9 protein-coding genes are annotated in these 12500 nt (G+C 69.2%); all 9 read left to right on the plus strand.

The window, feature by feature from the left end; all coding sequences use genetic code 11:
• The first annotated feature begins 2 nt into the window (after positions 1 to 2).
• Positions 3 to 725, plus strand: a complete 723-nt coding sequence (locus ABTZ59_RS22490) for a class I SAM-dependent methyltransferase (protein ID WP_351410815.1) — start codon at positions 3 to 5, stop codon at positions 723 to 725.
• Positions 722 to 1831 carry a DegT/DnrJ/EryC1/StrS family aminotransferase gene (locus ABTZ59_RS22495; RefSeq protein WP_351410827.1) on the plus strand — a complete coding sequence of 370 codons (1110 nt, stop codon included), beginning with the start codon at positions 722 to 724 and terminating at the stop codon, positions 1829 to 1831. The genes ABTZ59_RS22490 and ABTZ59_RS22495 overlap by 4 nt, the downstream gene beginning before the upstream one ends.
• A gap of 84 nt (positions 1832 to 1915) precedes the next feature.
• Positions 1916 to 2506, plus strand: coding sequence for a dTDP-4-dehydrorhamnose 3,5-epimerase family protein (locus tag ABTZ59_RS22500; protein WP_351410831.1), 591 nt, complete (start codon positions 1916 to 1918; stop codon positions 2504 to 2506).
• A gap of 79 nt (positions 2507 to 2585) precedes the next feature.
• Entirely contained in the window at positions 2586 to 3884 is a 1299-nt protein-coding gene (locus ABTZ59_RS22505) for a DUF418 domain-containing protein (protein ID WP_351410838.1), read from the plus strand.
• Positions 3881 to 4963: a glucose-1-phosphate thymidylyltransferase gene (locus ABTZ59_RS22510; protein WP_351410846.1), complete on the plus strand. Its 1083-nt coding sequence runs from the start codon at positions 3881 to 3883 to the stop codon at positions 4961 to 4963. Before ABTZ59_RS22505 ends, ABTZ59_RS22510 begins: the two co-directional genes overlap by 4 nt.
• Positions 4964 to 5347: 384 nt before the next feature.
• Positions 5348 to 6625, plus strand: a complete 1278-nt coding sequence (locus ABTZ59_RS22515) for an NAD(P)/FAD-dependent oxidoreductase (protein ID WP_351410855.1) — start codon at positions 5348 to 5350, stop codon at positions 6623 to 6625.
• Positions 6626 to 6668: 43 nt separating this feature from the next.
• The gene (locus tag ABTZ59_RS22520; RefSeq protein ID WP_351410865.1) at positions 6669 to 7928 is read left to right on the plus strand and encodes a cation:proton antiporter domain-containing protein; all 1260 of its coding nucleotides are present in this window, start codon (positions 6669 to 6671) and stop codon (positions 7926 to 7928) included.
• 16 nt (positions 7929 to 7944) lie between these two features.
• Positions 7945 to 10683 carry a helix-turn-helix transcriptional regulator gene (locus ABTZ59_RS22525; RefSeq protein WP_351410875.1) on the plus strand — a complete coding sequence of 913 codons (2739 nt, stop codon included), beginning with the start codon at positions 7945 to 7947 and terminating at the stop codon, positions 10681 to 10683.
• A gap of 31 nt (positions 10684 to 10714) precedes the next feature.
• Positions 10715 to 12388 carry an NAD(P)/FAD-dependent oxidoreductase gene (locus ABTZ59_RS22530; RefSeq protein WP_351410885.1) on the plus strand — a complete coding sequence of 558 codons (1674 nt, stop codon included), beginning with the start codon at positions 10715 to 10717 and terminating at the stop codon, positions 12386 to 12388.
• Positions 12389 to 12500: the final 112 nt, after the last annotated feature.

The raw sequence follows: 12500 nt of genomic DNA on the forward strand, positions 1-12500 counted from the left end.
CTGTGTACGGACCGGAGTTCGCCGAGATCTACGACCAGGTGTACGCACTGCGCGGCAAGGATTACCCGGCCGAGACCAAGTTCGTGACCGAGCGGATCCGGGCGCGACTGCCCGAGGCCTCCTCGCTGCTCGACGTCGCGTGCGGCACCGGAGGCCATCTGCGCTACTTCGAGGAGCTGTTCGAGCATGTCGAGGGGGTGGAGCTCGCCGAGTCGATGCTGTCCGTCGCCCGGGACCGGATGCCCGGCGTACCTCTGCACCAGGGCGACATGCGCGCCTTCGACCTCGGCCGGACCTTCGACGCCGTCGTCTGCATGTTCGCCGCCGTGGCGCATCAGAGCGCCGACGAACTCGCCGGTACGATGCGCTGCTTCGCGCGGCATGTGCGCCCCGGTGGTGTGGTCGTCGTCGAGCCCTGGTGGTTCCCCGAGGCCTTCCTCGACGGCTATGTCGCGGCCGACGTCCTCACCCCCGACCACCGCACGATCTCGCGGGTGTCGCACACGCGACGGGAGGGCGAGGCCTCCCGCATGGAGGTGCACTACGTCGTCGCCGACACCGGGGGAGCCCGCTACTTCACCGAGTCCTACCTGCATCAGCTGTTCCCGCGCGACCTCTACGAGCGGACCCTGCGCGACGCGGGTCTCACCCCCGAGTACATCGACGATGCCCAGTCGGGCCGGGGCCTGTTCCTCGGTGTGAAAGAAGGAGCGGAGCGTCCATGACGACCAGAGTCTGGGGCTATCTGGAGGAGTACGAGGCGGAGCGGAAGGAGATCCTCGACGCCGTCGACACCGTCTTCAGCTCGGGCCGGCTCGTGCTGGGCAGCAGCATGCACGGGTTCGAGCGGGAGTTCGCGGCCTACCACGGGGTGCCGCACTGCGTCAGCGTCGACAACGGCACCAACGCCATCAAGCTCGCGCTACAGGCTCTCGGTGTCGGACGGGGCGACGAGGTCGTCACCGTGGCCAACACGGCCGCGCCGACCGTGGTGGCCATCGACGCCATGGGCGCCACCCCGGTCTTCGTCGACATCGATCCCGACACCTACCTCATGGACACCGCACAGGTGGAGGCGGTCCTGACGGACCGGACACGCTGTCTGTTGCCGGTCCATCTGTACGGGCAGTGTGTCGACCTGGAGCCGCTGAAGAGCCTCGCGGCCGCACACGGCTTGTTCCTGCTGGAGGACTGCGCCCAGGCCCATGGCGCCACCCGGCACGGGGCACTGGCCGGGACCACCGGGGACGCCGCGGCCTTCTCCTTCTATCCGACCAAGGTGCTCGGGGCGTACGGCGACGGCGGCGCCACCTTCTTTCGCGACGAGGAGACCGCCCGGCGCATGCGCCGGCTGCGCTACTACGGCATGGAGGAGCGCTACTACGTCGTCGAGACCCCGGGACACAACGCCCGGCTCGACGAGGTCCAGGCGGAGATCCTGCGCCGGAAGCTTCCCCGGCTCGACGGCTATATCGCCGCGCGGCGCGCCATCGCCGAGCGCTACGCCGAAGGACTCGCCGGCACCGGCCTCGCCTTGCCGGCCGTCGCGCCGGGCAACGACCACGTGTACTACGTGTACGTGGTGCGCCATCCGAAGAGGGACGAGATCCTGGCCGCGCTCAAGGGCCACGACATCGAACTCAACATCAGCTACCCGTGGCCCGTCCACACCATGACCGGGTTCAGCCATCTCGGCCTGCGGGCGGGGTCGTTGCCGGTGACCGAGTCGCTCGCCGACCAGATCTTCTCGCTGCCGATGTACCCGTCGCTGGCCCCCGCGACCCAGGACAGGGTGATCGGCGCGCTGCGCGAGGTGCTGGCCGCCCTTTAGGCCCTGTCCGGTCGATCTTCGCGGGCCCGCGACGCCTGGCACGCGCGCTCGCCCCGCCCCCAGTGGACCCGCTCAGGAGGAGCCATGGAAATACGTGAACTCGCCGTCGAGGGAGCAGTGGAGTTCACTCCGCGGGTCTTCCCCGACGAACGCGGCCTCTTTGTCTCGCCGTTCCAGGAGGCTGCCTTCGAGAAGGCCGTCGGGCATCGGCTCTTCCGGACGGCGCAGACCAATCACAGCCGGTCCCGCCACGGCGTCGTGCGCGGGGTGCACTTCACCGTGACACCCCCCGGCACCGCGAAGTATGTCTACTGCGCGCACGGTGCCGCGCTCGACATCGTCATCGACATCCGGGTCGGCTCACCGACGTACGGACAGTGGGACGCCGTGCTCCTCGACCCGGTCGACTTCCGGGCGATGTACTTCCCCGTCGGCGTCGGTCACGCCTTCGTCGCGCTGGCGGACGACACCGTCATGTCCTACATGCTCACCAGCGGCTATGTCGCCGAGAACGAACTCGCCCTGTCCGCCCTCGATCCCGCGCTCGGGCTTCCGATCCCCGCCGGCATCGACCCGGTCATGTCCGAGCGGGACAGGGCCGCACCGACGCTCGCCGAGGCAAGGGCGGCCGGTCTGCTCCCCGACTACGCCACCTGCCAGGAGCTGACCCGGTGACCGGACACCCTCGCCGCAGGACACGGAACGGCTCGGCCGGCCCGGCCGGACACGGAGACAGACACCCTCGGAGGACCGCATGTCGACCCGCAGGACTGTGAATTCGCCGGTCGGACGACGCGGGGTGACCCCCGCCGAGCGTTCCCCGGCACCCGACATCGCGCGGGGCTTCATGCTGCTGCTCATCGCCCTGGCCCACGCGCCCATGTACGTGACGACCAGCGACCCGGGCGTGGTGACGCACCCGAAGGGGGGCGACACACTCGACCGCGCGATCACGTTCCTCAGCCTGGACCTCGTCGACAACCGTGCCTATCCGATGTTCGCCGCCCTCTTCGGATACGGCATGGCGATGCTCGTCATACGCCAGCGTGCCGCCGGTACTTCGGCGCCCGCGGCGGCCCGGCTGCTGCGCCGGCGCGGGGTGTTCCTCATCCTGTTCGGCTTCGTCCACTTCGTGCTGATCTTCCCGGCCGATATTCTCGCGCCCTACGGAGTGGCGGCGCTGGCCCTCGGATGGCTGCTCACCAGGAGCGACCGCGCGCTGGGCAGGGGCGTGGTGATCAGCGCCGCGGCGGCGACCGTTCTGGCCACCCTGCTGTCCATCGCCGTGGCCATGGAGGAGAGCGGGAGCGGCGAGGAGATCCGCGGCACCGTCTGGGCCCACCACTACGGTGAGGCGGTGGTCGAGCGGCTGTCGCAGGTGCCGTTCGCCTCGGTGCACATCCTGCTGGGCTGGCCGATCCCCACCGCCATCCTGATCGGTGCCGTGGCCGCGCGCAGGCGCTACCTCGACGACCCCGCCCGGCATCGCGCCCTGCTCAGGCGCGTGGTGCTCATCGGCGGTCTCGTGTCGGTGCTCGGCGGTGTGCCGCTCGCGCTGGTGGGCGCCGGCTCCTGGGGGGCCGGTGACCTGGCCACGGGCTCGGTGACGGCGCTGCATGTGATCACCGGCTTCGCCGGAGGCCTGGCCTACGCGGCGGCGTTCGGACTGTTGGTGGCGCGCCGCCAGGACCGGGGCCGGGCCCCGGGGCCCGTGGCGGGAGCCCTGGCCGCGGTCGGCCGCCGCTCACTGACGTGCTATCTGCTCCAGTCCGCGCTGCTCGCGCTGATCCTCGCCCGCGTCGCCTTCGGCGTCGGCGACCGGATCCATGCCACCGGCGCGGCCGTCATCGCTGTCTGCGTCTGGCTCACGGTGCTCGTCGTGGCCGTCGCACTTGAACGTGCCGGGCGCGCGGGGCCGTTGGACGCGCTGCTGCGCCGGCTCGTCTACGGCGGACCCGCCGGCCGGGGAGCCGAACCGGCCGCGCGGGACGAGGCGCGGCCCGGGACGGAGCCGGTGGCGAAGCAGGAGCCGGCGACGAGGACCGAGTCGTGAAGGCGCTCGTCCTGGCGGGCGGCACCGGGACCAGGCTGCGGCCCTTCAGCCACACCATGCCCAAACAGCTCATCCCCATCGCCAACAAGCCGGTGCTCGCGCACATCCTGGCGGACATCCGCGCACAGGGGATCACCGATGTGGGCATCGTGGTGGGGGGGTACGGGCGGGACATCGCCGCGAAGCTCGGCGACGGCTCCGCGTTCGGCCTGCGGATCAGCTATCTCCACCAGGACGCGCCGCGGGGGCTGGCCCATGGACTGCTGATCGCCCGGGAGTTCCTGGGCGACGCGGACTTCGTGATGTACCTCGGCGACAACATGCTGCCGCGGGGCATCGCCGACATCGTGGCCGACTTCCGCACAGGCGGGGCGGACGCTCAGCTCGCGGTCCAACCGGTCGATGATCCACGGGCCTTCGGCATGGCCGAGGTGGACGACCGGCAACGGGTGACCCGGGTCGTGGAGAAGCCCGCCCACCCGGTGGGCAACCTGGCACTCATCGGTGTCTATGTCTTCTCCCCGCGGATCCACGAGGCGGTCGCGGCCATCGTGCCGAGTGCGCGCGGTGAGTTGGAGATCACCGATGCCGTCCAGTGGCTGGTCGCCGCGGGCCATGACGTCCGGGCGTCCCGCTACACCGGCTACTGGCGGGACATGGGCACGGTCGACGACATGCTGGAGTGCAATCGCGAACTGCTGCGGACCCTCACCCCTTCCATGGCGGGCAAGGCGGACGAGGCCAGCGAACTCGTCGGACCGGTGGAGATCGGGGCGGACAGCCGGGTGGTGAACTCGCGGATCACCGGACCGGTGAGCATCGGCCGGGGGAGCGTCATCGAGGACAGCGTCGTCGGGCCGGACACCACGATCGGCGACGACTGCGTACTGAGCGGCGCCGGTGTGTCCTACTCGATCGTCCTCGACACCGCGACCATCAGCGGCGTCGAGGGTCTGCACGGCTCCGTCATCGGCCGGGCGGCACAGGTGGTGTCCGCGGACGGCGACGGCGACGGCGACGGACGACACCACCGGCTGATGGTCGGTGACCACGCGAGTGTGTACCTGCTGACGACCTGACAGCCGCCGACGAACTGATTCCCGTGCGGGTAATTCCGCCGGAACGACACGGGAGCCGGCCGGAAAGAAGAGTGTCGGTCGGGCGGAACACGCCCTTGAGACACGCCGTTGAGACACGCGCTTGAGACACGCCCTTGAGCAATTTTGCGTGAACGTTGAATCAATTCATCGCGGTTGCTCCGCGATTCTCGCTTTCCGCTTACGTCGGCGACCGATTTTCGCACTGTGAATTCCGAATCCCCACTCAGTCCTCTGTATGTGTGGATCGAACATCCAGAGATGCTCCAGAAGACCTTCATGGGGCAGGCGCCACAATTTGGGGAATGCCGATGCGCGCCCCGCCTCATGCGGTGCACGTCTGTTGAAGTAAGGGGAGGATCTCCAATGTCGTCCACTCTCTTCGGGGTGCCTGAAGAATTCGACATCATCGTCATTGGTGGCGGGCCGGCCGGCTCCACCACCGCGGGACTTCTCGCGAAGCGCGGACACCGTGTCCTCGTACTCGACCGTGAACGGTTTCCGCGTTACCACGTCGGCGAATCGCTCATCCCGGCCTTCATGCGTCCCATGCAGGAACTGGGCCTGACCGAGCGCATGGACGCCCGGGGCTTCGAGCGCAAGTACGGCGGCACACTGGTCTGGGGCAACGCGCAGGTGCCGTGGAACTTCTCGTTCATCGAGGGCACCGCGCACGAGTACGCGTACCACACCCGGCGCGCCGACATGGACTCCCTGATACTCGACCGGGCCCGTGAACTGGGCGCGTTCATCATCGAGGAAGCCACCGTCAAGGAACCCATCGAGACCGAGGGCCGCGTCACCGGCGTCCGCTACACACTGCGCGGCACGGACGGCATGCACGAGGCGCGGGCGAAGCTGGTCATCGACGCCTCGGGCCAGGCCAGGCTCCTCAGCCGCAAGTACGCCGACGTCACCTGGCACGAGGAGCTGCGCAACGTCGCGGTCTGGACGTACTTCGACAACTGCGAGCGGCTGCCGGGCGATGAGTACACCAACATCCTCATCGAGGGCCTGGACGAGGGCTGGTTCTGGGCCATTCCCATCGACAAGGGCACCATCAGCGTCGGATACGTGACCCGCTCGCAGGACGCCAACAAGGACGGCAAGTCCCTGGAGGACCTGTTCAAGGCCGAGATGGCGAAGTCGACCAAGCTCAAGAAGATGCTCGCGGGCGCCAACCAGTCCGCGGGCTGGCGGACCGCCCGTGACTGGTCGTACACCAGCCAGAGCTTCACCGGCAACGGCTGGGTGTGTGTCGGTGACTCCGCCGCCTTCGTCGACCCGCTGTTCTCCACCGGTGTCGCGCTGGCGACGCTGGCGGGCAGCACCCTGGCGAAGATCGTCGACCAGATCATCCAGCACCCGGAGATCGAGGAGCAGGCCCTCAAGCGCTATGTCACGGCGTACCGGGGCTTCTTCGACGAGATCCGGACCTTCGTCGAGCGCTTCTACGACCGTACGAGGTACAAGGAGTTCTACCACAGCCTCGCGCAGGAGATGGTCGACCCCGATCACGAGCGCACGCCGTCGGCGAACTTCGTCCAGCTGATCTCCGGGCTGAGCGGGAAGCATCCGATGCTCACCCTCACGATCGACGACCTCGTCGACGGGGGCGCCGGGCCGGCCGCCGAGCAGAGTTGAACACCACCCACGACGATCCGAGGATGAGCGGGACGCCCAGGCCATGAGCAGTCACCAGGTGCAACTACTCTTCATCGATCTCGGGTTGATCCTCTTTCTGGCAAGAGGGCTCGGTCATCTCGCGGCCCGGGTCAACCAGCCCGCCGTGGTGGGCGAGATCGTCGCGGGCGTCCTGCTGGGGCCGACCCTGTTCAACGGGGCGATCTCCGATCTCCTGTTCCCCGGCGACATCCGCCCCCTGCTCACGGGCATGGCCGATGTCGGTGTGGCCCTGTTCATGTTCGCCGTCGGTCTTGAGCTGGACGGGGCCACGCTGCGGGGCCGGAGCCGGGTCACCGGAGGCGCGATCCTCGGATCCACCGTCGCGCCGTTCCTGCTCGGTATCGGGCTCGCCTTCTATCTGCTGCGTACCCACGAGAGCCGGAACACCGCGGCGTTCGTCGTGTTCATCGGGCTGTCGGTCTCGGTCACGGCCTTCCCCGTGCTGGCCAGGATCCTCACCGAGCGCGGTATCAGCAAGACCGCGCTCGGCGGAATAGCCCTGGCGACCGCCGCGTCCGTGGACGTGGTCGCCTGGACCGCGCTCGCGGCGGTCCAGGCATCGGCGGGCGGCAGCGGCGAGCACTGGCGGGTGGCGCTCGCCTTCCCGTTCATCCTCGTGATGATGTACGTCGTGCGGCCCCTGCTGCGCGCCGTGTTCGTCAAGGACGGCAAGGCCGTCGCCTTCGCTCCATGGCATCTCGCCCTGGTCCTCATCGGGGTGCTGCTGTCGGCGGCGGCGACCGAGGCGATGGGGATGCACTTCATCTTCGGTGCCTTCCTCTTCGGCACCATCATGCCCCGGGAGAAGACGCTCGCCCTGCGCACCGAGATCCACGACCGGACGGGGCAGGTCACCGCACTGCTGCTGCCCGTCTACTTCGTGGTGGCCGGCCTCAAGGTCGACCTGAGTTCCATGGGAAGCGGTGACTTCCTTGAGCTGGGGGTGATCCTGCTGGTCGCGGTGGCCGGCAAGTTCGGCGGAACGTACGTCGGCGCCCGCAGCCAGGGCCTCCCGTCACGGCCGGCCGCGGCTCTCGGGGTGCTGATGAACACCCGGGGACTGACCGAACTGGTCATTCTCGGCATCGGCCTCCAACTCGGGCTGCTCGACACCGGGTTGTACTCCCTGATGGTCGTGATGGCGGTGGTCACCACGGCGATGACGGGTCCGCTGCTGTCACGCGTCTACCGCAAGCCCGTGGAGGTCCCCCGTGCTCCGAAGTCCGCGGAGCCGGAACCCGTGACCTCTTCTTCGGCATAGGAGGGGAGGAAAGATCATGCGGTTGGTCGGACTGGACCGCGAACTGTCCGAGCTCTCCGAACTGCTCCGCACCTGCGTCCGCGGTGATGGCGGCGGCGCCGCGGTGATCGGCGGTGCCATGGGCTGCGGCAAGACGGAGCTGCTCACCGCCCTGAAGGGCGAGGCGTCGAACCAGGGCTTTCTGGTTCTGGACGCCATCGGCACCTGGCCGGAGCGCCGGTCGCCGGGCAGTGTGCTGAGGCAGCTGCTGCGGTCGGCCGGCGCTCCGCCGGGCGCCGTCGCGCTCCTCGACAGCCTCCGCGAAACGTGCCCGGCCGTCGGTGACGGGACGGGCGAGCGCCCCTGGACACTCGACGCGGCCGACACGGACGTCCTGCACCAGTTGTGCGCGGAGGTCGTCCGGGCCGCGGCGGACACCCCCGTACTGCTGTGTGTGGACGACGTCCAGTTCACCGACCCGCTGTCGCTGCACTGGCTGCTCCATCTGATCCGCCGACTGCGGCAGGCACGGGTGGTCCTGGCGCTCACCGAGTGCCCCCTGTCGCGCCCCGCCGATCCGCAGTTGCACGCGGAGTTGCTCCGGCAGCCCAACTACCGTGGTCTGACGCTGGGTACGCTGTCGCGGGCCGGGGTCACGGCCCTGCTCGCCGCTCACCGGGGCGCCGCCCCGGACCCGGCCTTCGCCGAACGGTGCCATCGGGTCAGCGGCGGTAACCCGCTGCTGGTGCGGGCCCTGTGCGAGGACTCCCGCCGTGCCTCCGACCCGGCCATGCCGGTGGTGGGGGACACCTACGGCGACACCCTCCTGAGCTGTCTGCACCGAGGGCGCCCGGCGCTGCTGCGGCTCACCCGGGCGCTGGCCGTGCTCGACGGCGACATCCACGCGCCAGGACATCTCGCACGGCTCACCGGCCTGGAGCCCGCGGCGGTCGTCCGCGGCACCCACGCGCTGGAGGCCGCCGGTCTGCTGGACGGGATCCGGCTGCGTCACCCCGTCGCCGCGCAGGCCGTACTGGAGGGACTGAGCGCGGCGGAGCGGAGCACCCTGCACCGCGAAGCGGCCCTGATGTGTTACGAGGAAGGTGTCGCCGCCACCCGGACCGCTCGCCATCTGCGCAACTGCGACGGTGAGGGCGGATCGTTGCCATGGGCGGTGCCGCTGTTACGGGAGGCCGCGGAGCGGCACCTGAACGGCAACCGGGTGGCGGAGGCCCACTCCTGTCTGGAGGCGGCGCTGCGGTTCGGGGCCGACGACGGAGAACGGGTCGGGCTTCGCGCCCTGCTGGCCTCCACCTCATGGATGCTCAACCCGTCGATCAGCACACCCCACCTCGGCGAGCTGGCGATCGCCCTGAGCGACGGCCGGCTGTCCACCCGGCACACGCTGATGCTGGCCAAGTACCTGTTGTGGCACGGCCGTTTCGACGAGGCGGTGCGTGCCGTCGCCCAGATCGACGACCGGGACGAGCGGGCCGACCCGGAGTACACGGCCGAGGTGCGGGCCACCTGGGAGCTGCTGTCCGTCACCTACCCGGTGGTGCTGGCCCCCGCCCGCGGAGAGCCGGTGCACGACGACCCACGCTCACTGAGCGCCCTGGCGTTGTCACGGGTGCTCGCGCACGGCCCCACCGAGAGCGCCGTGGCGGAGGCGGAATCGGCCCTGCGCGCCATGCGGCTCGGCAGACATACCCAGGAGTGGCTGATGTGCGCCGTCGCGGCGCTGTCGTTCGCCGACCGGCCGGACACGGCCGCCCGGTGGTGCGACCACTGGCTGGAGGAGGCACGTGCCCGCAAGGTCCCCTTGTGGACGGCGGAGTTCGCGTCGCTCAGGGCCGGTATCGCGCTGCGGCTGGGCGAGCTGACACACGCCCGGTCACTGGCCGAGGCCGCGCTCGCGCAAGTGCCCGCCGACAGCTGGGGGGTCTGCATCGGCGGCCCGTTGGCCAATCTGATCCAGGCGGCGACCGACACGCGTGACTTCGAGGCCGCCGCCGAGTACGTGGCGCAGCCGGTGCCTGACGGGATGTTCTCCAGCCGGTTCGGGCTCTACTACCTGCACGCGAGGGGCTGCTTCCACCTGGAGACCGGACGTCCTTACGCGGCGCTCGACGACTTCGTCCGGTGCGGGGAATCCATGACGAGCTGGGGATTCGACCAGCCGACCCTGGTGCCGTGGCGCAGCAGCGCGGCGCGCGCGCATCTCGCCCTCTCGGATGTGCGGACGGCCCGCCGACTCGCGGACGAGCAGGCCGCGCTCGCGGGCGAGGGCCCCTCCCGCGCGCGCGGCATCTCGCTGCGAGTGTGCGCCGCCACCCGCGACCAGGGGGAGCGGACCGGGCTGCTGGAGGAGGCGGTGGCGAACCTCCGCTCCTGCGGTGACCGGTTCCAGCTGTCGGGTGCGCTGGGCGAGCTGGGCCGGGCGTACGCCCTCGCGGGCCAGGGCTCCCTGGCCCGCGGCGCGCAGGAGGAGTCCAAGCGCCTGTGGCGGGAGTGCGGGGCCGGTACGTCGTCCCACGCCGGGGCGTGGAGCCTCGCGTCCACGCTGGATGAGTCGGCGGTGGGCCGGCTGAGCGGGGCGGAACGCCCGGTTGTCGCCCTCGCCGCGCACGGCAGGACCAACAAGGAGATCGCCGACGCGCTGACCATCACGGTGAGCACGGTCGAACAGCACCTCACGAAGGCCTTCCGGAAGCTCGGTGTCCGGACCCGTAAGGAACTGCCGAGGAAGCACTTCCCGGAAGCGGCAGCGAGATGAGCAGGCACCACTGCATATCGGAGAGAGACAGGTGAGCGACTTGCCGCGCAAGGACTCGAAGCACAAGCCGAGCGATCAGTACGACGTGGCGATCCTCGGCAGCGGAATGGCCGGCGGCATGCTGGGCGCGGTACTCGCCCGCAACGGCGTCAAGGTTCTGCTGCTCGACGCGGGCACCCACCCGCGCTTCGCCGTCGGCGAATCCACGATTCCGTACACCTCGGGCATGACCCGGCTGATCGCCGACCGGTACCAGGTTCCCGAACTGAAGGCACTGTCCAGCTTCAAGGGGATCCGCAAGGAAGTCTCCCGCAACTGCGGGCAGAAGCAGAACTTCGGCTTCGTGTACCACCGCGAGGGCCGTCCGCAGAACCCCACGGAGGTCAACCAGCTGGTTGTTCCCTCCGCGATCAGGACCGAGACACATCTGTTCCGGCAGGACATCGACGCCTACCTCTTCCACCTCGCGGTGAAGTACGGCGCCGTTCCCCAACTGGCCACCCGTATCGCGGACATCGAGATCGACCCTGACTCCGGCGCGGTGCTGCGTACCGAGGCCGGCAAGGAGTTCCGCGCGAGTTATGTCGTCGACGGCAGCGGCTTCCGCTCGCCGCTGGCGGAGAAGTTCGGCCTGCGCGAGACGCCGACCCGGGCGCGCACTCATTCGCGCAGCCTGTTCACGCACATGATGGGCGTGCGCCCGTACGACCGTTCCCCCAACGGAAGGCGGCACAAGCAGCCGAACCCGTGGCACAACGGCACACTGCACCATGTCTTCGACGGCGGCTGGCTGTGGGTCATCCCGTTCGACAACCACGAGGACTCGCTCAACCCCCTGTGCAGCGTCGGTCTGACGCTCGACCCGCGGGTCTTCCCCAAGGGCGAGGCCACGGCGGAGCAGGAGTTCGACGACTTCCTCAAGCGGTTCCCGGAGATCGCCTGGCAGTTCGAGGGCGCCAAGGCCGTACGGCCCTGGGTGTCCACCGGCCGGCTCCAGTACTCGGCCAAGCAGGTCGTGGGGGAGCGGTTCTGCCTCACCTCGCACGCGGCCGGCTTCATCGACGCCCTCTACTCGCGTGGTCTGACCAACACGATGGAACTGGTCAACGCGCTCGGCTGGCGGCTGATCGCCGCCTCACGCGACGGCGACTGGTCGCTGGAGCGGTTCTCGTACCTGGAGAACCTTCAGCAGGGACTCTTCGACTTCCACGACAACCTCGTCTACAGCTCCTTCGTGGGCTTCAGGGACTACGAACTGTGGAACGCCGTCAACCGGACCTGGATGCTCGGCACCATGCTCGGCAACGTCATGCTGGAGGACGCGTACTACCGGTTCGACACCACCGGCGACACCCAGGTCTTCCTTGACCTCGAACAGAGCAAGCACCCCGGCTCACCTTTGCCGGTGAGCCCTGGATTCAATGAGATGGGAATTCTCGCCCGCGACCTCTGTGAATCCGTGGAGGCGGGCACAGTTGCGCCGGGGGACGCGGCGAAGAAAATTCTCCGGCATATCGAGCAGGCCGACTTCATCTCGCCCTCGTTCCGGCTCGGCAACGAAAGCACCCGCTGCTTCGCCATGACTCCGGGCAAAATGGCGATGAACGCGGTGTGGTCCCGCAGAGAGGCGCCGCCGGAGATCGGCCCGCGCATGATCAATGCGAGTAAGGGGCTGGTCAGGACACGCCTGCGGGACATCAAGTGACCCCAGATCACCTCTAGGGGGCGTCCGTGGGGAACACCCCTGAAATGTCAGGGGTGTTCCCCACTTCCGCGTTGATATAAGTTCAACTGGATTGCTCCGATATTTGGTTGCG

It is taken from the genome of Streptomyces sp. NPDC094034, assembly GCF_040303865.1.
Lineage (GTDB): Bacteria > Actinomycetota > Actinomycetes > Streptomycetales > Streptomycetaceae > Streptomyces.

Coding starts and splice junctions, on each gene's coding strand:
- ABTZ59_RS22495 (WP_351410827.1), top strand. CDS start 722: ATGACGACCAGAGTCTGGGGCTATCTGGAGGAGTACGAGGCGGAGCGG.
- ABTZ59_RS22500 (WP_351410831.1), top strand. CDS start 1,916: ATGGAAATACGTGAACTCGCCGTCGAGGGAGCAGTGGAGTTCACTCCG.
- ABTZ59_RS22505 (WP_351410838.1), top strand. CDS start 2,586: ATGTCGACCCGCAGGACTGTGAATTCGCCGGTCGGACGACGCGGGGTG.
- ABTZ59_RS22515 (WP_351410855.1), top strand. CDS start 5,348: ATGTCGTCCACTCTCTTCGGGGTGCCTGAAGAATTCGACATCATCGTC.
- ABTZ59_RS22520 (WP_351410865.1), top strand. CDS start 6,669: ATGAGCAGTCACCAGGTGCAACTACTCTTCATCGATCTCGGGTTGATC.
- ABTZ59_RS22525 (WP_351410875.1), top strand. CDS start 7,945: ATGCGGTTGGTCGGACTGGACCGCGAACTGTCCGAGCTCTCCGAACTG.